The organism is Ignavibacteria bacterium (assembly GCA_025612375.1).
GTDB lineage: Bacteria > Bacteroidota > Ignavibacteria > Ignavibacteriales > SURF-24 > JAAXKN01.
Genome location: JAAXKN010000001.1, coordinates 404,777 through 429,032, shown reverse-complemented (window position 1 = coordinate 429,032; position 24,256 = coordinate 404,777). Strand labels below are relative to the sequence as shown.

Below are 24,256 nucleotides of genomic sequence, written 5' to 3'. Positions count from 1 at the left end.
TTTCCGGAGAAAAAATGAAAAAAATTATTCTTGCGGCACTAACACTGTTAGTGCCCTTATTAACCTTTGCACAGGAGAAGGCAAAATACGACCTCGATTTTGATAAACCGCTTAAAGGCCGTACATCCAACTCCATAATGTCACTGGGAGGACTGGAATTTAAGGACAGCCTCGTCAGTTATACTCTCCTTAAGGGCGGATACTTTACTTTGGGTACTACCGGGGGAATATCTCAAAGCAGCCTCGATAACCAGTGCCAGCTGACATTCGGACACCCTTATGCAATGACTTCATACCCCGTCTTTTCTCTCGACGGAGCATGGTACAGGTTTGATGACCTGTTTACTGCGGGCGACTATCAGTTTTCAATGAAGGGTGATACACTGGTAATTTCGGCAGTTAAAACGGGCGTCATTTCTGTTAAATTTTCCTTGGTTTTTCAGAAGTCCGATTCCACTTTCAGGCTTAATGAGGAGATAACGAACCTTGATTCAGCCTCACATAAGTCGGGCCTGGGTTTTGTGCTTGATCCCGCATTGGGCCACGGGGGAGATGCCGCGGTTTATATGCTGCAGGAACTCTTAAAGGAAAGTAAGATTCTCACCTCACAGGAACTTCCACATGAAATCATGCTCCGGGAAAAGCCGTCAGGCGCAAAAGGCCTTGCCATGGCTTTAAGCTTCAGTAATAATCCCGACAGGATGATCATTGCCAACTGGAAGGATATGGAGAAGACGCCTTCGCCTGAATTTGACAATTCAGCACCAAAGACGCTTTACGACTGTGTAATAAAATCCTTCTGGGATGAATCGGTTCTGGGACCGTCTGAAAAGAAAAGTAAAGAGATGACTCTCACCTTAAGGAACCCCGATTTTTCTTCGGCTTTTTTCTTAAGGTGGGATATGCCGCAGTTTATTGCGCTTGATGGCGGGCTTCTGTTCCCGCAAAAGCTCCAGACGTACCTTGAAATTAAAAATACCGGGACAAAGCAGATAAGCAGCGGAAGCTTAAAAGTCCAGATGCCAACGGAATTTACTTCCCCCAAAGCGGAGTATTCTTATGGATCGGTTATACCTCTTTACCAGGCGCTGGAGGTAAGTCCCCGCATAATTTATGACGACAAAATTGCAGAGATTGCCCTGGGGCTTTATGACGGGACTCAAATGGTTGATGAACTCCGCAGGTTTGTATATCTTCCTGCTACTCCTGTCTCCGACAGCGGCCTTGTAGTCAAGATAGACACTCTTGTAAGCTCTAAATTCCCGAACATGTCCATCTCATTTGAGGTTACGAGGAAAGACAAGGGAAGTAAAGTTACGACGCTGACGCCTGAGAACATTTTCCTTTATGAGAATTCCACACGCCTTACAAATTTCACCTTCGGCAAAGATACCTCAGGCGGAGCCTCACAGGCAGACATCGTTTTTGTTCTTGACGTTACCGGGAGTATGGGAGGCGAGATTGCATCTGTTAAAAACAATATTATTGAATTTGCCGACAGCCTTTCGGCCAGCAGGGTAGACTATCAATTAGGGCTGGTTACATTCCTGGACGAAGTTGAGAACAAGTATCCATTTACAAAGGACGTTCAGGCTTTCCAGCAGATAATAGGCCAGCAGAATGCCCACGGAGGAGGCGACATGCCGGAGAACTCTCTTCAGGCTCTTTTGGATGCCTCGGCCTTCAATTTCCGTCCTGAAAGCAAACGCATCATCGTCTGGATTACCGACGCACAGTTCCATGAAAAAGACAGCTATACGCCTCTTTCAAGGGAGACGGTTCTGGATTCACTCCTTATAAAAGGGATTGTGGTAAATGCCATAGGCACGCAGGGCTATAAGTCTGCCTACTATGAGGCAATTACTACCCCCACGGGCGGGAACTACTACGACATAACTGGCAACTTCAGGGATATTCTTCTCGACATATCGCGAATGAAGACAAATTACAAGTATTTAGTTACCTACCGCTCCAGTGCGCCTTCAGGCAGTAATACAGTTAAACTCCAGATCAGGTTTGCAGGGCTCGGCGGCCAGGCCGAGGTAAACTACACGACAGCACAAAACAGCCTGGCTGAAAAACATCTTGCTTTCTATCCAAACCCGTTCAACCCAGAAATTACCTTTCAGGTTAAAAAAGGGGGGTATGTGAAGGGGAAAATAAAAATATTTAACGTACTCGGTCAGAAGGTAAAGGAATTTGACCTTACGGAAAACAATATGCAAAAAGTAGTATGGAATGCCAGGAACGACCGCGGCGATATGGTTGGAACAGGCTTCTACTTCGCGGAGCTGACGCTTACCGACATCAGAGAGACCAGTTATACGGAGACCGCAAAAATTCTGTACTTAAAGTAGTGGAGGGCCAGGTGCTTAAAATAAAATTATTAACAGCTTTATTCTTACTAATAAGCTTTTCGGTCTGCAATGCCACGGGCCTTATGATGCCTGTTTCCAAGCAGTACCCTAAGGATTTTCTCAGATTAAAATCGATTGAAGTAACCGTAAACATTCACGGCCTTGTAGCTGAGACGGTTGTACTTCAGGAGTTTGAAAATGAATGGGACGACTCTACTGACGCCGTTTATTCTTTTCCGCTTCCTGCCGATGCCCGCGCAACGGAGTTTGTATACTGGTACAATAATAAGGCCTACAGGGCGGTGCTGAAGGTGCAGGAGCAGAGTACAAATCCCGGAACAGGGGAAGGCGGCACTGCTGCACTGGTAAACAGTTATATAGGAAGAAACGGCATAAAAATTTCCCTTAGGGGAATTAAGGCACACTCAATTCAGATGGTGCGCCTTACTTATGTAAGCCTTCTGGACTACTACCAGGGGAAAAGCACTTATACATTCCCCTTAAACACAAGCGACTTTGTCCCTTATCCGCTGGACTACGCAAAATTCAGTATCAACGTAAATTCAGCTACGCCGATTACAAAGTTTGACGTCCCTTCATTTTCGGATTATAAGACGTCGAAACCCAATGAAAATGAGCTGAACGTTGAAATTCTGAAGTCGAAGTTCTACGTGGATAAGGATTTTCAGTTTTCTTATGAAACCGACATATCGAAGCTTGGCGTTGATTTTTATTCCATTGGCGCAAAAGACACAATTGGCGGGCACTTTGCCTTATTCGTCCGCCCGCAGAACAGCGCGCGTCAGGACAGCATACTTAAAAAATGCGTGGTCCTGCTCCTTTCAAGAAACAGCAATATGAACGGAACCAGTCTTGATGCAAGTAAAAGCGCCATTTCAAAATCGCTAAGTCTTCTTACAGACAAAGACTATTTCAACATTGTTACATATGACAATTCTGTAAACGCCTGGAAGACGCAGCCCGTTCAGGCTACAGCAGAAAACATTACAGGAGCCCGGAGTTATCTTAACTCCATTACAACCACCTGGGGAAGCGATCTTGAGCAGGGGGTAAAACAGTGCCTGAGCCAGCTTGATGACACGACTTTTGTTAACTATAAATTTAACCGCTCACTTCTCATATTTACCGAAAGCGGATCAAACCTCAACCCCCAGGAGCTGGAAAAGCTTAATAAAAACAAGGCCGGCATTTTCCCCATAGGCTTTGGAGACAATATCAGCAGGGCACGCCTGGAGATGACAGCCGCCTTAAATTACGGCTTTGTTACCTATATAGGTTCAAATGATAACGCGGAAGAAAAAATGCTGAGAGTTTTTAACCAGATAAGCCAGCCTATACTTAAGGATGTGGCCTTTGAATACGGAAAGGTGGATATTTCGCAGGTGGTTCCCATGAAGATACCCGTTACCTTTGCCGGGTCAAGCTTCTTCCTTGCCGGGCGCTACAGGAATTCTGGAGTGGCCCCGCTTGGTATAGCGGGCTATTCAGCTAAAGGCACCACGGCCTTCAACTTCCGCCTCGATTTCTCGGGCGACACGCTTAAAAATAAATTTGCCGAGAGCCTCTGGGCAAAAGAGATGATAGACCAGCTGGAACGTCAGATTGAGATCTACGGCGAGACCGCTTCACTGAAACAGGACTTGATAAGCCTAAGCCTGAAATATAATATCCGCTGCCGCTATACAGCCTATATAGCCGACTATAAGACCCCGGCTACAGAGGTGAAAGTGGAAAAGAATGTTTCAATGCCTCAGTCCTATATTGCAGGCAACTATCCCAATCCTTTTAACCCGTCGACCAAGATCAGGCTGTACCTTAGCGACGCCTCGAGGGGTAAGGTTAAGTTTGTAAGAATTTACAACGTACTGGGGCAGCTCATTGCCTTAATTGACATAACGAATCTGAACCCGGGGTGGAATGAAGTTTACTTTAACGGGCGTGACCTTTACGGGAGCACGCTTCCAAGCGGAATCTACTTTGTACGGCTTCAGGTTGGGGAGGAAATTGTAAGTACCTTCAGGATTAATCTCATAAAATAGCTTTTGACTTCAGGTACATGCCTTTCAGGGCATGTACCTGAATAATACTCGTCTCTCTAAAATTACTCTTCCAAAAATTATTCTTCCAAAAGCCACTCTTCTGCCAGGTCTTCCTTAATTCCTGCAATGAACCTGGAAGGTTTGGAGAATGTCATCCCTTTTTCCCTGTCAAAAATGCTCATCGGGTAGGAAATATAAAGGTTCTGCCTTGCTCTTGTTGAGGCCACATACATGAGCCTTCTTTCCTCTTCAAGTGCTTCCATGTTGTCGAAAGACTGTCCGCTCGGGAAAAATCCCTCCATAGCGTGAATAATAAAAAGCGAATGCCACTCCAGCCCCTTGGCCGAATGTATGGTGGAGAGTGTTACGTACTCGTCTTCCTTTGTTTCGGAGTCGATATCCACAACGCTGTCGCGCGGGGGATCAAGAGCCATATCGGCCAGCAGGCTGTCAAGCGTTTTGTAGTTTTCAGTTATGTTAAGGAGGATATCCAGATCCTTCTTCCTTTTGTTGAAGTCGTCGTACTTTCCCTTAAACAGGGGGTAGTAGTAGTCCAGCACCTGTTCTGCTTTTTCAGCCGGAGAGCTTTCTTTTGTATGGATCTTATTGAGCAGAATAAAAAGGTTCAGTATCCTGTCGTTATATTTTTTAGGGACCACCGCCTCGGGACTGGAAGTAATACTGAGGCGCGAGATAGAAATCTCATCCATTATCTTCTGTGCCGTCTTTGGGCCGATGCCTTCATGAAGCATCAGAACCCTCAGCCAGCTTACAAGGTCCTTCGGGTTAGCGGCAATCCTCAGGAATGCCAGAACGTCCTTCACGTGCGCGGTTTCAATGAATTTCATTCCGCCCACCTTGATAAAGGGGATATTTGCCTTATTCAGCTCAATTTCGAGGTCAAAAGAGGAGTAAGAGGACCTGAAAAGTACTGCAATTTCCTTTAATGGAACCCCTTCTTCCCTCAGATCCAGTATACGGTTTACCACGAACCGGCTCTGCATGTTCTCATTTGCAGCCGAAATTATTGCCGGCAGCTCACCCCCGGTTTTACGGGTAAAGAGGAACTTCGGGTACTTTTCAACGGCGGCTTCAATGATATAATTTGCAAAATTCAGTATTTCCTGCGTCGAGCGGTAATTTTCCTCAAGTTTAATTATTTTTACGTCATTGAAAAGGTGAGGAAACTCCATTATGTTCTTAAAATCAGCCCCACGGAAGGAATAGATGGACTGCGAGTCGTCGCCAACGACCATAACGTTATTGTTATAATATGCAAGACCGCGCACAATTTCAGCCTGGATCTTGTTGGTATCCTGGTATTCATCCACCATGACGTACTTAATTCCTGAAAGGAACGACTTGGCCGCAGGGCTTCTTTCATTTAAGAAGCGGTTTAGGTATACCAGAAGGTCGTCATAGTCCAGGAGGTTATTCTGCTGTTTATAAGCCATATAAACCTTCTGTATTTCCAGAATTACGTCACAAAACTCAAAGAAATGGGGGTATTCGGCCTCCAGTATCTCCTCAACAGGAATACCCGTATTAACGCTGAAGGAGAATATCTTGTAAATTGTCTGTTTGGTAGGGAACCTCTTCTTTACAGCTGCCAGGTTCAGGCGGCTTCTTATGAGGTTAACCACGTCCTCGCTGTCGCCCTGGTCCAGAATTGTAAAGCCCGGGTCAATTCCAACGGCTTTGCCATACTTTCTGAGTGTAATGTTGGCAAATGAATGGAAAGTCCCCCCATTAATCTTAGAGCACCTGTTATCAAGGAGCAGGGTTGCGCGGTTCATCATCTCATTTGCGGCTTTTCTTGTAAATGTAAGCAGAAGAATAGATTTCGGGTCCACGCCTGTTTCCACCAGGCGGGCTACCCTGTAGACCAGCGTGCGTGTTTTGCCCGTTCCTGCCCCGGCAATAACCAGGTAAGCACCTTCGGTTGAAGAAACCGCCTCAAATTGTGTGGCGTTTAGTTCGGTTTTATAGTTAATTTGAAAGCGTGATTCGTCGATCTGCGGAGGCAGGATTTCCTGGCTTCCGATTCTTTTAAGCTGATATTTTTTGGCCATTTTCACTATTTCTTGGTTTTAGCTGATTTCTGGGCTGAAAAAGCGCATTTTATCCGGTAATTGAAACAAAAATTAATATTTCGCAATATAAGGAATTATATAGTAATTCCGGTAGACTATAGCCCTAAGGCCGGGGAATTAATAAGTCATTTTTTTTATTTGAAATTAACGTGATATTAATCTTTAACAGTTATTTTTATGAAACTCCGGACGTATGGGGTTTTTACCGGTGCTGATTAAATAAAATTTAAAGTAAATGAAACTATTACCGTATATTATTGTTATGTACTATACAACACAATTAAGGTAAAACAGTTCAACTAGCGGGGTTTATACTTGATTGGGGGGTATACAATTTATATATTATAGTTAAGAGTAATCCTTAAAAATACGTTTAAGAAATGAGGGAATTATATGGACGGAAACTTCTCAGAAAGAGTGCAAGACGTAATCCGCTTGAGCCGTGAAGAAGCTTTAAGACTGGGGCACGACTATATCGGCACCGAGCATCTGCTTCTCGGCATCATCAGAGAAGGACAGGGTATGGCCGTAAGGATTTTGAGAAATCTGGACTGCGATCTTGTAAAGCTGAAAAAGGCAATTGAGGATACGGTAAGGACTTCCGGAGGAACACTTACTATAGGCAATATTCCCCTGACTAAGCAGGCAGAAAAAGTACTGAAAATTACACAAATAGAGTCAAAAATCTACAAATCGGACGTAATTGGCACTGAACACATTTTACTTTCTTTGCTTAGAGATGAAGATAATATTGCTACACAGATATTGCACCAATTTAATGTAACTTATGAAAATGCCAGAGCGGAATTAAATAACATTTTAAGCAGCAAGAATCCCAAGGAACCCGGGGCAACTCCTCCTCCTTCGGAAAAAAAGGTCGAAAGGACAAAGACGCCTGTTCTGGACAACTTTGGACGCGACCTGACCAAGCTGGCAATTGAAGACAAACTCGATCCTGTTATAGGGCGTGAACGTGAAATTGAACGCGTGGCACAGATCTTAAGCCGCAGAAAAAAGAACAACCCGGTCCTAATTGGTGAACCGGGCGTTGGTAAAACTGCAATTGCTGAAGGCCTGGCCTTAAGAATAGTTCAAAGAAAAGTCCCGAGAATCCTGCAGGATAAAAGAGTTGTAACTCTGGATATTGCGGGGCTCGTTGCAGGTACAAAATACCGCGGACAGTTTGAAGAAAGAATGAAAGCTCTTATGACAGAGCTCGAAAAGGCAGTTGATGTCATCCTCTTTATTGATGAATTGCACACAATTGTCGGCGCCGGCGGGGCCTCAGGTTCCCTGGACGCTTCAAATATGTTTAAGCCGGCCTTAGCCCGCGGCGACATACAGTGCATCGGTGCCACAACACTTGATGAATACAGAAAGTATATTGAAACCGACGGAGCTTTGGACAGAAGATTCCAGAAGGTTATGGTTGATCCGCCAACTGTGGATGAAACAATTCAGATACTGACAAATATTAAAATCAAATACGAAGAGCATCATCACGTGCGCTATTCCGACAAGGCAATTGATTCTGCCGTAAGGCTGAGCGACCGCTACATTACTGACCGTTATCTGCCGGATAAGGCAATAGACGTTCTTGATGAGGCTGGCTCCAGAGTGCACATGGGCAACTACTCGGTTTCTGAAGAAATACTGGCACTCGAAGAGGAAATCGAAAAAGTAAGACAGGAAAAGGTTAAAGTAGTTAAAAGGCAGGACTACGAGGAAGCTGCCCGCCTGAGAGACAGGGAACGCAACCTTCAGAGCGACCTTGAAATTGCGAAGAGGGAATGGGAAGCCAAGACGCAGGACCTGGTCTATGACGTAAGTGAAGACGACATTGCAACCGTGGTTTCAATGATGACCGGTATTCCTGTAACACGCGTTGTCCAGGCTGAAAGTGAGAAGCTGATGAACATGGAAAAAGCCTTAAAAAGCCAGATCGTGGGCCAGGATGAGGCTGTTACAAAGCTGACAAGAGCTATCAGAAGAACACGAGCCGGACTCAAGAACCCGAATAAACCGATCGGAAGCTTTATCTTCTTAGGGCCTACAGGCGTCGGTAAAACCGAACTTGCAAAGGTTCTGGCAAGATATCTATTTGATTCCGAGGATGCCTTAATCAGAATCGACATGAGTGAATACATGGAGAAGTTCTCCGTATCGCGCCTTGTCGGAGCGCCTCCGGGATACGTCGGTTACGAAGAAGGCGGCCAGCTTACTGAAAAGGTAAGAAGAAAGCCCTACTCGGTAGTTCTTCTGGATGAAATTGAAAAAGCTCATCCCGATGTGTTCAACATACTGCTTCAGGTGCTTGATGACGGTATCTTAACCGACAGCCTGGGAAGGCGCGTCGATTTTAAGAATGCCATTATCATCATGACCTCAAACGTCGGAACAAGAGACATTAAGCCTACGGGCGGTATCGGTTTCGGCGGGGCCACTGAAGAAGGCAAGTATCAGAACATGAAGACCTCGGTTGAAGATGCAATGAAACGCCTCTTTAACCCTGAATTCCTGAACAGAATAGATGAAGCCATTGTATTCAGAAGCCTTGAGAAAGAAGACATCATGCAGATCATCAATATTGAGCTGAAGGACCTGATTGAAAACCTGAAGCAGAACAAGATGGAGATCGTGCTCGATGACTCGGCAAGGGAGTTCCTGGTAACCAAGGGATTTGATCCGAAGTACGGAGCAAGACCTTTGAAACGGGCAATTCAGAAGTACGTGGAAGATCCGCTTGCTGAAGAGATCTTAAAAGGCACTTTCAAGCAGGGCAGCAAGATTGTTGCAAAGCATGCAGAGGGTCAGGATGAACTCTACTTTATTGAGGACACTTCTGAGGCCGGTGTATCGGATGAAAAGGAAAAAACCGGACGCTCCGAAAGCTGAATTAAACTGAATTAATGTGATAAAGGCGGGCTGTGTCTTAAAGTGACACAGCCCGCCTTTTTTTTCGCCCGCAAAGGCATACGCCTCTGAGCCTGAATTATAAATATTTTATCCCAAAAACCTCCCTGAAACATTCAGAGCACAGTAACTGACTTGATTTTATTTTCTTATTATTTTATCAACACATTACAAAATCAACGCTCTTTATTTACGCATTTGAAATCTTATCCTTTTACTCCATTCATTCCTTTATAAATAAAAGGAACAACCGTTAAATCTCACTTTATTTCATTCTGACCAATATAATTGTCTTCCATTTTAATGAAAAAAAGGAGGTATGAAAGATGGTGAATTTATTTAAGATGCTGATCTTTATTTTCATTGCTGCAAACATCCATGGACAGCAGTTATTCTGGAAAAAATTAAACGGACCCTCAGCGGGTCTGGTCAAATGTATTGTCATTAATAAAAACGGTGATGTGTTTGCCGGAACAACTTTAGGTGTTTCCCGTTCAACCGATCATGGAGAGACTTGGCAGATACTGGCAAAATCACATGACATGAAAAATACAGGCTGCATAAGTTTTGACAGCACAGGAAATGTTTATGTCGCGACTAATGATAGCTTTTATGTGTCAAATGACAACGGGGACAGTTGGAAAGCAGTTGCCTGCTTTAGTAATATTCTTACACTGATGGAATATCCTTCTGTTTTAAGGGTGGATCCGAAAAATAAATTATATCTGGGCACCTCGAAAATTTCATCATGCGGGGGGAGGATTTATTGTTCAACTGATGGCGGAAAAAACTGGGAAAATAGCAGCTACGGGATGTCTGTTGTAAGTGTAGAGGATATTTTCTTTTGCGATAACGGATTTGTTCTTGCCTGCACTACCGATAACAGTTTTGGCTGTGAAAATCATGGCGGTATATACCTTAGTCTTGATGATGGTAAAACCTGGAAAAAAAGTGACGATGGCCTGGATCCCGCTCTTTACAAATGGACATTCAGTTTTGCCGGTAATTCGAAAAACCAGATTTTTGCAGCTACAGCTTACGGCATTTATAAGACACAAACAAATGGCCTTGGCTGGGAAGGGGTAAACACGGGGATCCGAATTGAAGAAGGTGTGCCTGAAAGTATGGATAATATTACAGTTGCTCCAAATGACTGGATCTTTGCCTCCAACCAATATACATGCTATCTGTCCACTAACGATGGCCAAAGCTGGGCTATTAATACAAGCGGATTGGATATATTCCGGAAGCCTTATCCTGAGTATAGTGTCGCTGCTTCTCCCGATGGATATGTATACTTCGGGGGCGGTCCCCTCAGCCCGAATATATTCCGCTCGGCTAAATCACTGCTGACTTCTGTTTTTTATAAAAGAATAGGAGGAATGAAATGATTAGAATCAGTTTTGTATGCCTATGGGTGCTGCTTACTGCAACTTTAAGCTGCCAGCAGGCCTTCTGGAAGAAACTCAATGGCCCAAAGGCCGGGACAGTAAATTGTATTGCAGCCAACAAAAATGGTGATGTGTACGTCGGTACAAGTAAGGGGATTTTCAGATCTTCCGATCATGGCGAAACCTGGATCCATACCAGTGCACTTTTAGGGCTGTTAAACGCCAAAAGCATTGATTTTACGGGTAGCGGCGATGTTTTTGCCGCCTGCGACGAGGTGGTGATCATGTCCAAAGATAATGGCAATAGCTGGTCTAATATGGCCAGTATTACTTATCCTGTTTCACTTCGAATCAACTCAAAGGATGAAATTTTTGTAGGCACGTACGCCTCTCCCTGCTCAGCAAAAGTTTACTATTCAACTGACGGTGGAATTATCTGGGAATCGGGAAGCCAGGACCTTCCGGCTGAATTTGTGTGCGATCTTCATTTTTGCAAGGACGGGTCCATTCTTGCCGCAACCGTTAGCGGCGGCGCTTTATGCGAGAGTTGTACCGCTATATTCAGGACTACTGATCACGCTAAGACCTGGAGTTTTAGCAATGACGGCATCAGGACCGGGGACTATATGGACTACTGTTTCGGGCATGCACTTGCCGCGAATTCCAAAGACGAGATATTTGTGTGTACAAATAAAGGGATATTCATCTCTAAAGATAACGGACAGTCCTGGCAGGAGAGGAATAACGGTATCTATAAGGAATTTGATGTTGCCGAAAATATGAGTGACATTACTGTAACTCCCACAGATAAAATCTTTGCCATTGGAGTTGCAAATGCATACATGTCAGCCGACGGCGGAGAAAACTGGGTCGTAAATTCGGATGGGCTGGATAAATTTAGCGGTTTTATGCCTGAATACTACATTACATATTCGCCTGACGGATACCTGTATGCAGGCGGAAAGTTTGGTCAAGTAATATTCCGTTCTGCAAATCCTGTTAATGCCTCAGCCCCTGAGGCTATGAAAAGCTATACAACAAAATTAAATCAGAATTATCCAAATCCTTTTAACAGTATCACTACAATAACATACTCAATTCCTAAAGACTGCCTTGTTCGCCTCAAAGTATTTGACACTCTGGGCAATGAAGTGTCACAATTGGTAAATGAATTCAAAAAAGCAGGGGAGTACAGAGTAAATTTCAATGCGGGAAATTTATCGAGCGGTGTATACCTTTATAAATTATTTGCCGGGGAATATTCGGCTGGCAAAAAGTTTATCCTTGTAAAATAAATTTGCCTTTGCAGCTCTGCCTTGCACAGCCGAAAGGGCAGATCCAACAGGGTTAACTTAGTCAAAAAATACCGGGGAGCTGTTTCAATAATGAGGCGGCTCCATTTTTTTAAGATTAGGCAGGAAGAAACAGGAATAATTTTTTCCCTCAAAAATTAAAGTCCCCCGGGCAATTTATCTTTTCTCCTTTTCACTTGCAAGCCATCTGTCCTATAGTTATTTTTCAAAGTAAAATAATCATTCTAGGAAAGAAAATGAGCCTTACAGACAGTAAAATACTGGAAATATTCCTGGAGACGGGCGCCCTCTTAAACGGACATTTCCGCCTGACCTCAGGCCGCCACAGCAGCCAGTACTTCCAGTGCGCAAAGGTCCTCCAGTATATGAACCATACTGAAACTATCTGCAGCATTATAGCTGACTATTTTAAGAATTATGAAATTGATACCGTTATTGCTCCTGCAATCGGCGGAATTGTTGTAGGGCAGGAAGTTGCCCGCCAGCTCGGGAAAAGATCCATATTTGCTGAAAGGGAAGACAAGGAACTCACCTTAAGGCGCGGCTTTACAATTACGCCGGGCGAAAAGGTCCTTGTCTGCGAGGATGTTGTGACAACAGGCGGCTCTGTCTTTGAAGTCATAGACATCGTAAGAAAATTAGGCGGCGAGGTCGTGGGTGTGGGAATGATAGTCGACCGCTCCAACGGCAAGGTCGATTTCGGCGTGCCCCAGGTAAGCGGCCTTAAGCTGGACGTTGTTTCATATACACCAGAAGAATGCCCGCTCTGCAAACAGGGCATCCCTGTTGTAAAACCGGGTTCGAGAAAAGTTTAATTAACCTCTATAGGGGATAACATGAAAACTCTTGCACTTTTCTTCCTTCTTACAGTGTCCGTAATGGCACAGGTGGAGTTTAACGACTATTTTGAGCCAAAGACTTTAAGGATAGACTACTTCCATACGGGGACTGAGAAAACAGAGTCCATTTCCATGGATGAGCTCAGAGTGGAACCCTTCTTCGGAGGCTCGCACAAGAACCTTATCGATACGTTCGAATACGGCAAGTATATGCTAATGGTCTACGACTCGGCTTCCAATAAGCTCATCTATTCAAGGGGGTATTCAACCCTTTTCAGCGAGTGGCAGACTACGGCTGAGGCCAAGCAAACAACAAAGACTTTCAGCGAAACAGTGACGCTTCCATTCCCGAAGAAGACCATACGCGCTGAATTCCTAAGCCGCGACAGGATGAACAGGTTTCAGAAGAGTTTTGAGTATTACATTAACCCCAAAAATTATTTTATTTCCCCCGAACTCCACAGAAAGTGCAGCACCTTTGAAGTTGTAAAGTCAGGTGAGCCTGAAAAGAAAGTTGACCTTGTCATTATACCCGACGGATACACAAAGAGCGGGATGGAGAAGTTCAGACGTGACTGCAAAAAGTTTGCCCAATACCTTTTTAATACCACTCCTTACAAGGAGAATAAGGATAAGTTCAACGTGTGGGGCGTTGAAGCTGTTTCTGAAGATTCGGGTACAGACGTTCCGGCTAAGAACGTCTGGAAGAAAACAGCGGTTAATACAACATTCTTTACTTTCGACCTGGAACGCTACTTAATGACCAGCGACAATAAATCATTGCGCGACATTGCCGCAAACGTTCCCTACGACCAGATATACATTCTTGTCAATACGGATATTTACGGCGGAGGTGCAATTTATAACCATTACTCTGTCTGCGTAAGCGACAACAGGTTTGAGGAATACATATTTACTCACGAGTTCGGCCACGGCTTTGCAGGCCTGGGAGATGAGTACTACACTTCTGACGTGGCGTATGAGAATTTCTACCCCGAGGGAGTTGAACCATGGGAGCCGAACCTTACAACACTCGTTCACTTTGAAAACAAATGGAAGAACATGGTGGCCCAAAACGTACCCGTGCCTACTCCAATGGGAAAAGACTACGAAAAAACCGTCGGGGTTTTTGAAGGCGGCGGCTACGTTGCAAAGGGCGTCTACAGGCCGAGAATGGACTGCACGATGAAGTCTATTACTGTTAATAACTTCTGCCCGGTCTGCCAGGAAGCCATTGAGAAAATGATCAGTTTTTATTCCGAATAAAAGTTCAGGAATATTCTAAAATATTAAGGAAACAATGAATCAGAAGAGATTATACCGTACAATAGAAACTGTTGCAGCAGGAAAGTTCCAGACCGAAGAGGAAATGCTGGAGACGGTTCTTAATCAGATCGTTTTTAAGGAAGAGGCTGGAATAATTGGCGGCAGGCTCTGGAGGCTTGATGAGGCAAATAAATCTTACAGGCTGTTCTTTCAGACGGGCAACCTTGAAAAGATAACCGAGAACTTTCAGATCTATATAGAAGATTATCCGGTTTTTGAAATGCTGGCCACCGAAAGGACTGTTCTTTCTGATGAGACAAATATGGTTCTGAGAGAGAAGGGAATTTTTAAGTACTCTGTTTCGGGCGTGGGCTCCAAGCAGAAGATGGACGGAAAACCGTATTATGAATATCTGCTGGCATTAAACAGCAATAATATCAACGACGAGCTCAGGCACACGTTAAACATTGTTGCCACCGTCCTGACCTCACAGCTCAAGCAGCGCCGCATAAGTGAAAATGCACAGCACCTAAAGGCCGATATCGACCGTGCAAAGCAGCTCCAGAAGAGCATTCTGCCGGAACATGAATACAAGTTCCATAATTTTGAGATGTTCGGCCTAACGCTTCCTGCCGAGATTATAGGCGGGGATTTCTTTGATTACCTTAAGATCGGCGACGACGAAGAGCGCCTGGGTATTACGGTAGGGGACGCAGCAAGCAAGGGCTTAAGCGCTGCAGCCGAGGCGATGTACGTCTCCGGCGCATTAAGAATGGCAAGCGCATTCCAGATTAAAATTTCGCCGCTAATGAAAAAAATGAATGAGCTTGTGCATAAAATTTTCAGCGAGGCAAAATTCACCACGCTCTTCTACGGCGAAGTTGCTACGGACAAAAACGGGCTTTTTCTTTATGCCAACGCCGGGCATAACCCGCCCATTTTTATTAAAAGCAGTACTTGTGAGGCAACTTACCTGATGCCTACGGGCCCGCTTCTTGGCCCCTCGCCTCACGCGAAGTATGAAACCGAGAACATAAACTTCTCTAAAGGCGACGTGCTCCTGATCTATACAGACGGAATAACCGATGCCGCCAACACAGAGGAGGAATGCTACGAGGAAAAACGCCTGGAGAAAACCCTTAAAGAGGCGATCCATCTTTCTCCAAAGGAAATTGCATATACAATTCTAAACGATGTTATACATTTTTCAAAGGACGGAACTTATTCAGACGATAAGACACTGGTAGTTATAAAAAGGACTGCGTAAAATGGAACTGGCTGAGAAAATATTAAATGCCGGCGTCGTGGGTGCCGGGGGAGCAGGATTCCCGACCCACGTAAAAGCAAAATCCAAAGTTGAATTTATGCTCGCAAACGGCGCCGAGTGCGAACCGCTGCTTCACAAGGATTTTGAGCTCATGGTGAATTTCGCCCCAGAAATCGTCCGCGGCATGCAGCTCATGATGGATTCCACTTCTGCACGAATGGGCTACTTTGGAATAAAATCCAAAAATGCCCTTGCCATTGAAGCCGTACAAAAAGAACTTGAAGGTTACACGATTGAAATCTGTGAGCTGGGAGACTTCTACCCCTCGGGAGACGAGTACGAACTGGTTTATTCGGCAACAAAAAGGCTTATTCCGCCTGCGGGAATCCCTCTTAACGTGGGCTGCGTTGTAAATAACGTTGAGTCGCTCTATAACGTTGCAAGGGCCGAAGAGGGTATACCGGTTACGGAAAAGATACTTACCGTTACGGGCGCCGTAAAAAACCCTTCCACTTTCTTTGCCCCGATCGGTACAAGCTTTGAGGACCTGATTAAATATGCGGGCGGAACAACCATCAGGGATTACTGCATTTTTATCAGCGGCGTTATGATGGGCGGCTTTACTTACGACACTTCGGAAGTAGTGACAAAAACTACCTCGGGGCTCATTATACTCCCTAAGGACCATTACCTTGTAAAAAGAAAGGACCGGACGGATAAATCCAAATACCGCATCGGGAAGTCGGCATGCGACCAGTGCAGCTACTGTACAGAATTCTGCCCGCGCTACCTGCTGGGATATAACATTCAGCCGCACAAGGTAATGCGCTCGCTTGTATTCTCTGAGACCGGAAGCGCGGTATGGAACCAGTTTGCAGAACTCTGCTGCTCATGCGGCATTTGCACGCTCTATGCCTGCCCCGAGGACCTTTATCCCAGGGAAGCATGTGAGTGGTCTAAAAAAGAGATGAGAAGCCAGGGCGTGAAGTACGTACAGACTCACCCGGTTACAGTGCACCCTGTAAAGGAAGGAAGAAGAGTCCCGGTTAAACAGCTTATAAGAAGGCTGAACCTGCAGGACTATAACGTGCCTACGCCTTTTTTAAGGGAGAGCCTGAAGACCGATAGTGTTAAGATATTATTAAAGCAGCACACGGGTGAAAAATCAGTCCCTGTTGTTGATTCAGGTGCAGATGTTAAAAAAGGTCAGCTTATTGCAAAACCCCCTGAGGGAAAGCTTGGTGCAAACATACATGCTTCAATTGACGGAGTAGTGACCAATATTGCTGAGGACTTTATAAGAATTATTGCAAAGTAGTTTCCGTGTGAATGATAATACCAATTAACAGGGTGATAAAATGGATAAGAAGAATTCCATAGGTTTAATAGAATTAACGAGCATTGCAGCAGGAATGCTTGCTGCTGATATCATGCTTAAGACTTCCGATGTTGAGCTCATACTGAACAGGTCTATCTGTTCGGGAAAGTATATGGTCTTAATAGGAGGCGACGTGGCTGCAGTGCAGACCGCGGTGGATGCTGCTTCGGATATGGTACGCTTTGCCGTAATAGACACCTTTGTTATTCCAAACGTACATGAACAGATCTTTCCCGCAATTGCAGGGCACACGGGGGTGGAGATGCTTGAAGCACTGGGTATAGTGGAATCTTTTTCTGTAGCATCTTTAATTGAGGCTGCCGATGCAGCTGTAAAATCAGCAAATGTAAAGCTTATTGAATTAAGGCTTGCCATGGCTTTGGGCGGGAAGGCATTTTTTACCTGTACGGGTGAGGTTGCAGCAGTGACCTCGGCCGTGGAGTCGGGTGCTAAAGTGGCTTCTGATAAAGGGTTGCTGGTTAACAAGGTTGTCATTGCACAGCCCCGCCAGGAACTGCTTAATGACATGATATAAGACAGCTTAAAAAATTGCATTTTTGATTCAAAATTTTCTGCCTTCTTTCGATTATAAAGAAGTAAATATTCTAAACTGGAGCAGAAGAGAGAGTACGGAACATGGCTAAATTTAGATCCGGTTTTTCAGGTACAGTCCTGAGGTTTTCTCTATATTCTTTAGTCTTCCTTCTGCTGCTTTCAGCGCCGATTACGCCCAAAGACCGTTCAAAAACAAAAAACCTCCCAAAGGTCTCTCTTGAGAAAAAGACATTAAAAAGAAAACCTCTGCACAAAACAACTGTAAAGGAGATTTCTTCAAAGAGTGCTTCTTCAAAGAAAAATACACTTCTAAAAGCTCCCGTGCGTAAAATAACGGTGGTGATGGAAAGCCATCCTCCATTTTGTTACATTGAAAACCCTCCAAGACTTGTTACTGAAAGTGAATTTAAGAATTCAATTCTGAAGAAAATAAAAGAAAAACATAACAGGGATTTTCTCCTATCTTTTTATCACCTGGACAGGAAGTCCGGAAAGTACTCCCTGTCTGGAAACGCTGATAAAGCATCTATTGAGAAAACAAAAGATATTCTTTTTCAGGCGGGACTGCTTAAGATTACAGGGTTTGAGATTGAGTTATCAAAGGCAGTTTTTTCCAGCCTGGGAATTGAACCGCAGTACAAAATGTATCCCTGGGCAAGGTGCATAGAGATGATGAAATCAGGATCTGCTGACGCCATACTGACAATTTTCAAAAACAGCCAGAGAATGAAATATCTTTATTATCCTTCAGAGTTTACCGTAGATGAGCCCAATACTCTTTTTAAGCTGAAGGAATCCAATATCACATTTGACGGGGACCTGAAAAAGCTGAAAAAATATGTTATCGGGGTGATAACCAGCACCTCCTACGGAGAGAATTTTGACCGTGCAAGTTACCTCAGGAAAGAGGAAGTGCCTTATACAGAGTCTGTGATCAGCCTGGTTGAAAAAAAACGGGTAAACCTTGGGGCAGGATCCTTAAGCCTTCTGAAATATCTGATGAAGCAGAAAGGTATTGCCGGTAAATTTACACTCTTAAAACCTAACTTAAGTCAGGATCACCTCTACATAGCTTTTTCAAAAGCCAGGAAACAAAAGCAGCTTTCAATGGAGTTTTCTGAGAAACTTTCCAGGTTCAAGAAAACTGATAAATTTAAAAAAATACTGAAAAAGTACGGCGTTACAGTTTCCTAGGGCTGTATGCTGAATAGATTATTTCCATTTTTCTAAAATTAACAATTCAATGAAATTGAAGAATTCCATACTTTTTAAGACAATCCTCATTGTTACAGCCAGCGTGGTTGTGTTCCTCTGCTTATTCGGCCGTTATACGTATACTTTTGAAAAGGAAAGACTTCTCAACGAGACAAAGACGAGGCAGGAGATCAGATTTAAGAGAATTGCCAACAGCCTCGTTGAATCGGTCTGGTCGTATGACAACATCTCAGCCCGGCGTATTATTTCCTTTGATGAAACAAACCAGGATATAATGGCAATCATTATCAGAAATGAGAACAGGGAAATTTTTGAAGCCGTTATAAGGAAAGGCTCCTCTTTATTTGAATATATTTCAGAAAAGGATCTTAAGAGCAGGCTGCCCAAATCAGGCTATATCGTTTCAATGAAGGGGGAAATTAAGCGCAGTGGTGAGCCGATAGGATATCTAGAAGTTTATTTTTCAGAAGAGGAAGTCCAAAGTGAGATCCGGAATATAATCCTGAGGATTTTGCTGCAGACTGTTATTATTGCGCTCGTAATCATTGTTTCGGTTTATTTTACGCTTAGAAGAGTTATCGGTAAGCCGATCAGGGAGCTCAGCCTCAGGATGGAGGAGATCTCAGAAGGCAATTACATGCTGAAGCTTCAAAGGAAGTCCGATGACGAGATTGGCAGGCTCATCGGTTCTTTCAACCGGATGATTGACCGGCTGGAAGTGCAGAGAAGCGAGCTCATGAACAGCGAAATCAAGTACAGGTCAATTTTTGACGAGGCAAGCGACGGCATAGTGCTCGTAAAGGACTGGGAGCTCCTTGAGGCCAACAAAAAAGCCTCGCAGCTCTTCGGAATCACAAAAGAACGGGCGGGCGGGATAAAAATAAATGAGTTCCTTAATTCCGGAGAAAATCCATTTAGCATAAATATCACTGAAATAGTTGAGAAGGCTCTTACAGGCGAGCCCCAGCATTTTGAATGCCGGTTTGCACAATCCACGGGTGAAAAGATCTTTGCCGATGTAAATCTCCACAAGGTAGAGCTTCAGGGCGAGGTGATACTCCTTGCCATTATACGCGACATTACAAGCAGGAAGACATCGGAGGATAAAATAAGGACCTCTTTAAGGGAAAAAGAAATTCTCCTTAAAGAGATACACCACAGGGTGAAAAATAACCTTCAGGTTATCTCAAGCCTTTTGAACCTGCAGTCGGGATTTATAGAAGATAAAATGGCCCTCGAGATGTTCCGTAACAGCCAGGACCGCGTAAAATCCATGGCGCTTATACATGAAAAATTATACAAGTCGGGCGACCTTTCCAGCATTAATTTCGGGGAATATGTAAGAAGCCTCGCTTCAAGCCTTTTTAAGTCGTACCGCGTAAACCACGATTCCATAACGCTTAAGATAGAAATTCCGGGAAATGTCTACCTGGGCGTTGATACTGCAATTCCATGCGGGCTTATTATAAATGAACTTGTGACCAACGCTCTCAAATATGCATTCCCTGACAGGCCTTCGGGTGAAGTGGGGATCCGTTTTTGTTCAGACGGTCAGGTGAATTCACTGGCAGTTTATAACGACGGACAGGAATTCCCCCGTGACCAGGTTGACCTTGTAAATCCGAAGACACTCGGCCTTCAGCTGGTGAGTATTCTCTCTTCACAGTTAAAGGGAAGTTTTCAGTTAAATACTGAAGTAATAACTGAATTTATTGTTACATTTCCGGTAAAAAAATCGTAAAATTGGAAGCATGAAAAATTGATGTAAGTATTATTCTGAGGGGAATATTCTGTCTATTTATTAATTTTCCATAGGAGTCTGCCCTCTGATGGCAAAAGCAAAAATTTTTATTGTTGAAGACGAAAGTATTGTTGCGCTCGATCTGAAATACAGCCTGGAAAGCCTCGGCTACCAGGTTTGCGGCATTGAATCAACGGCGGAAGACGGAGTTAAGAAAATTCTGGAAGCCAAACCTCAGCTGGTGCTCATGGACATTGGTCTTGAAGGTGTTACAGATGGAATTACAGCCGCAGCAGAAATTAAGTCGAAACTAGATATCCCCCTCATATACCTTACGGCAAACTCGGATGAGGCTACCTTAAACCGCGCAAAAATTACCGAACCGTTCGGCTATGTGCTGAAACCCTTTGATGAAAGAGACCTTCAGACCACAATTGAAATGGCGCTCTATAAATACGATGCCGAAAGCAGGCTGAAGTCTAATGAAAGGTGGTTTTCCACGACCCTAAAAAGCATTGGAGACGCTGTAATTACAACAGACCTCTTAGGCAAAGTAACATTTATGAATGTTATTGCAGAAGAACTTACAGGCTTCAGGCTTTCAGAAGCTCTGGGCAGGCCGCTTGAGGAAGTATTCCACATTTTCAACGAAAATACGCTTGAAACGATGGAGCACCCGGTAGCCAAAGTAATAAGAGACGGCGTAATAGTCGGGCTTGCAAACCACAGTGTTTTAAGGTCAAAAACCGGGGCAGAGATTCCGATAGACGACAGCGCTTCCCCTATAAAAGATGAAAAGGGGGCTATTACAGGGGTCGTCCTCGTATTCCGTGACATTAAGGAAAGGAAAACTGCCGAGAATGCACTCCGCCAGTCTGAGGAAAATGCCCGGAATATGATAGAATTGTCTCCTTATGCCATTCTCGTCCATAGCGGCGGCAAATCAATATACTGCAATGAGGCTGCCGTTAAGCTGGTAGGTGCCAAAAGCCGCGAGGATGTCGTAGGGGAAGTACCAATGAAATTTGTGCATCCCGACTACCATAAAGCTCAAGCTGAGCGCATTAGATACATGATGGCTACGGGCGGCAGCGCTCCTATTGAAGAGGAAAAGATAGTGCGCCTCGACGGAACTGTAATAGACGTTGAGGTATCTGCCGGATTCATTATGTATGAGGGTATGCCTGCTATTCAGACCATTATACGCGACAATACGGAAAGAAAACGCAGCCAGGAAGCTATTGCACTCAGCGAAGAAAGATACCGTACGACGTTTGAAAATACAGGGAGCAGTATAGTAATTGTTGAGGAAAACGGTATTATAAGTCTTGCCAACAGTGAATTCTGCAGGACTTCGGGCTATTCAAAAGAGGAAATTGAAGGAAAATTAAGCTGGATTGAAGTAGTACATCCCGATGACCGCGAGAGGATAAGAGGTTACAGGACTGACAGGCTAAGCGATTCCTTTAGCGCTCCGCATTCATATGAATACAAGTTCAGGGATAAGTGGGGGCATGAAAAGTATATGATCAACACTGCTGCTCTGATTCCGGGGACAAAGAGAATTGTAGTGGGAATGCTGGAGATAACCGAAAGAAAGAAAGCCGAAGAGGAAATCCAGAAATCTGAAAAGCTCTTCCGGCTCGTCTGGGAGAACTCTGCCGATGGAATGAGGCTTGCCGACAGGTATGGCAACGTTAAAATGGTTAATGAGGCTTTCTGCAGACTGGTTGGCATGCAAAGATCCCAGATGGAAGGAAAGCCAATCTCAATAATTTATCACGAGGATCTCCGGGGGGAAACTATTTCGGGCTATGTGGAAAGGGTAAGGACGGGAACAGTCATCCCTCACTCACAGCCTGAGATAACACTGTGGAACGGGAAGAGAGCCTGGTTTGATGTAGCCCATTCTGAACTTGTACTGCACGGGCAGGAACTCCTTATTCTCAGCGTTTTCAGGGATATTACGGAAAGGAGAAAATCAGAAGAGAGGCTTGCAAAACTTAACGACTGTATGCTCAGTTTCGGTGCTGATGCAAAGGAAAACATTAACCGGCTGGTTGCACTCTGCGGCGAACAGCTTTCTGCTACATCGGCACTCTACAACCGCCTTGAGGGCGACAAGTTCTGCAGCCTGGGGCAGTGGAATACACCGGAAGGCTTCTGCACCAAAGACGACGCGGCCGGGCACGTCTGCTATGACGTTATTCATGGCGACAAGAATAAGATCTGGGTCATACAGAACCTGGATGAAACAAATTATGCCGACAGCGACCCGAATGTTGTCAAATACGGATTGAAGACCTATATCGGCAAGCAGGTTGCATGTTATGGCCAGCCCGCGGGTTCATTGTGTCTTTTATACCGCGATGACTATGCTCCAAGCCGCGATGACCTCAGGCTTTTGAGCATTGCCGCAACTGCAATTGGAGTCGAAGAAAAACGCAAGCGCGCCGAAGAGGAACTGATACTGGCAAAAGAGGCCGCTGAAAAAGCCGACCGGCTAAAGAGCGACTTTTTGGCCCAAATGTCGCACGAAATAAGAACGCCCATTAATACAATCCTGAGCTTTACATCCCTTTTGAGGTCTGAGTTCGAGGAGAAACTTCCGGATGAAATGGGACAGGTCTTTAAGATTATTGACAGCGGCGGAAGAAGGCTGACCAGAACAATCGACATGATACTTTCAATGTCGCAGCTGCAGTCGGGCAGCTACGAGATGAACCCCAGAAAGCTGAACCTGAGGTCCGACATACTGGACAGCCTATTCAAGGAATTCGAGAACCAGGCGAAGATGAAGGACCTGGAGTTTTTACTCTCAGGCGACTTCAGCAATAATGATGAAATAATTACCGGTGATCCGTATTCACTTACACAGATGTTCCAGAACCTGATTGACAACGCCATCAAGTATACGCAGAAGGGAGGCGTTGAAATTTCTCTCATGAATGAGCATCCGGATGTAACGTCGGTAATCATAGAGGATACGGGTATAGGAATCTCAGAGGACTACCTTCCAAAGATATTCTCTCCCTTTTCACAGGAGGAAACTGGTTACACGAGAAGATTCGAAGGGAACGGGCTCGGCCTGGCACTGGTGAAAAAATATGCCGATCTGAACAGTGCCTCAGTTAAGGTTGAAAGTCAGAAAGGCAAGGGTACAAAAGTTACGGTTACCCTGAAAAAGGATAATAACTGACCCGGTATGGGATCTGTTATTTAACTGTAACATGTATATCTTAATTTAAAATTGTATTTTTTTTGTATAACTTTCGTTAATAATATAAAATTTGGACAATTATAGACATGAAAATTCTTTTCAGCTTACTGCTTGTTTTTACTTTAGCTTTAACCGGCTGCATCAGGCATTCTGATCAGCAGCTTAAAAGAAAGCCGCGCGTAAAAGCAGTTCAGGAAAATTTTAACTTTAAGAAGCTTACGCCTAATTTAATGGTAAACGACGTTAATGAGACGATAAAGTTTTACCACGATAATTTCGGATTTGATGCTGTAGTAACTATACCGGACACGGGGAGGTATAATTATGCAATTCTCTCTAATGGCGAAGTGGAACTGATGGTTCAGAAAAGGGAAAGCTTCAGCCAGGATATGAATATGCCGAGTGACCAGCAGATTGGTGGTACATTTTCCCTGTTTTTTGAGGTAAATGACATAATTCCTCTTTACGACAAAATTATGGCTTCGGGCCTTCAGACGGTAAGGGAACTGCACCAGACATTCTACGGCACCAAGGAGTTTACAACAAGGGACAATAACGGTTATATTCTAACCTTCTCTGAAGCCTCCAAAAAATAAGCCTCTTAAGACATAGAAACATTTGAAAACTGCGGTAATCTTAATTGCTGCA

15 protein-coding genes are annotated in these 24,256 nt (G+C 44.4%); 14 read left to right on the top strand and 1 reads right to left on the bottom strand.

All coding sequences use genetic code 11. The features are described 5' to 3' along the window. Positions 1-14 precede the first annotated feature (14 nt). Together HF312_01710 and HF312_01705 are read left to right on the top strand one after the other, a co-directional pair. Positions 15-2,357, top strand: coding sequence for a VWA domain-containing protein (locus HF312_01710; protein ID MCU7518900.1), 2,343 nt, complete (start codon positions 15-17; stop codon positions 2,355-2,357). A gap of 11 nt (positions 2,358-2,368) precedes the next feature. Further along, positions 2,369-4,417, top strand: coding sequence for a T9SS type A sorting domain-containing protein (locus HF312_01705; GenBank protein ID MCU7518899.1), 2,049 nt, complete (start codon positions 2,369-2,371; stop codon positions 4,415-4,417). A 77-nt stretch (positions 4,418-4,494) separates the two neighbouring features. Here the strand turns inward: HF312_01705 and HF312_01700 are convergent, their stop codons facing one another. After that, complete coding sequence (locus HF312_01700; protein MCU7518898.1) at positions 4,495-6,489, bottom strand: ATP-dependent helicase; 1,995 nt, start codon at positions 6,487-6,489, stop codon at positions 4,495-4,497. A 414-nt stretch (positions 6,490-6,903) separates the two neighbouring features. On the opposite strand from HF312_01700, the gene HF312_01695 reads away from it, so the two are divergent. The 12 genes from HF312_01695 to HF312_01640 all read left to right on the top strand — a co-directional run bounded on the left by HF312_01695 (position 6,904) and on the right by HF312_01640 (position 24,204). Beyond that, the gene (locus tag HF312_01695; GenBank protein ID MCU7518897.1) at positions 6,904-9,405 is read left to right on the top strand and encodes an ATP-dependent Clp protease ATP-binding subunit; all 2,502 of its coding nucleotides are present in this window, start codon (positions 6,904-6,906) and stop codon (positions 9,403-9,405) included. Positions 9,406-9,749: 344 nt separating this feature from the next. Then, positions 9,750-10,814, top strand: coding sequence for a hypothetical protein (locus tag HF312_01690; GenBank protein MCU7518896.1), 1,065 nt, complete (start codon positions 9,750-9,752; stop codon positions 10,812-10,814). A gap of 779 nt (positions 10,815-11,593) precedes the next feature. Next, entirely contained in the window at positions 11,594-12,109 is a 516-nt protein-coding gene (locus HF312_01685; GenBank protein MCU7518895.1) for a T9SS type A sorting domain-containing protein, read from the top strand. A gap of 254 nt (positions 12,110-12,363) precedes the next feature. Further along, positions 12,364-12,942: an orotate phosphoribosyltransferase gene (locus tag HF312_01680; protein ID MCU7518894.1), complete on the top strand. Its 579-nt coding sequence runs from the start codon at positions 12,364-12,366 to the stop codon at positions 12,940-12,942. A 21-nt stretch (positions 12,943-12,963) separates the two neighbouring features. Next, positions 12,964-14,232: a peptidase M64 gene (locus tag HF312_01675; GenBank protein MCU7518893.1), complete on the top strand. Its 1,269-nt coding sequence runs from the start codon at positions 12,964-12,966 to the stop codon at positions 14,230-14,232. A 34-nt stretch (positions 14,233-14,266) separates the two neighbouring features. Continuing rightward, complete coding sequence (locus HF312_01670; GenBank protein ID MCU7518892.1) at positions 14,267-15,499, top strand: serine/threonine-protein phosphatase; 1,233 nt, start codon at positions 14,267-14,269, stop codon at positions 15,497-15,499. A 1-nt stretch (position 15,500) separates the two neighbouring features. Continuing rightward, positions 15,501-16,817, top strand: a complete 1,317-nt coding sequence (locus tag HF312_01665; protein MCU7518891.1) for an NADH dehydrogenase subunit — start codon at positions 15,501-15,503, stop codon at positions 16,815-16,817. 40 nt (positions 16,818-16,857) lie between these two features. Then, positions 16,858-17,412, top strand: a complete 555-nt coding sequence (locus HF312_01660) for a BMC domain-containing protein (protein ID MCU7518890.1) — start codon at positions 16,858-16,860, stop codon at positions 17,410-17,412. 101 nt (positions 17,413-17,513) lie between these two features. Further along, positions 17,514-18,626, top strand: a complete 1,113-nt coding sequence (locus tag HF312_01655) for an amino acid ABC transporter substrate-binding protein (protein MCU7518889.1) — start codon at positions 17,514-17,516, stop codon at positions 18,624-18,626. Between the two features lie 49 nt (positions 18,627-18,675). Beyond that, positions 18,676-20,388 (top strand): PAS domain S-box protein, encoded by a 1,713-nt coding sequence (locus HF312_01650; GenBank protein MCU7518888.1) that lies wholly within the window; start codon positions 18,676-18,678, stop codon positions 20,386-20,388. An 88-nt stretch (positions 20,389-20,476) separates the two neighbouring features. Further along, complete coding sequence (locus tag HF312_01645) at positions 20,477-23,587, top strand: PAS domain S-box protein (GenBank protein MCU7518887.1); 3,111 nt, start codon at positions 20,477-20,479, stop codon at positions 23,585-23,587. A gap of 107 nt (positions 23,588-23,694) precedes the next feature. Then, positions 23,695-24,204 carry a bleomycin resistance family protein gene (locus HF312_01640; GenBank protein ID MCU7518886.1) on the top strand — a complete coding sequence of 170 codons (510 nt, stop codon included), beginning with the start codon at positions 23,695-23,697 and terminating at the stop codon, positions 24,202-24,204. Positions 24,205-24,256: the final 52 nt, after the last annotated feature.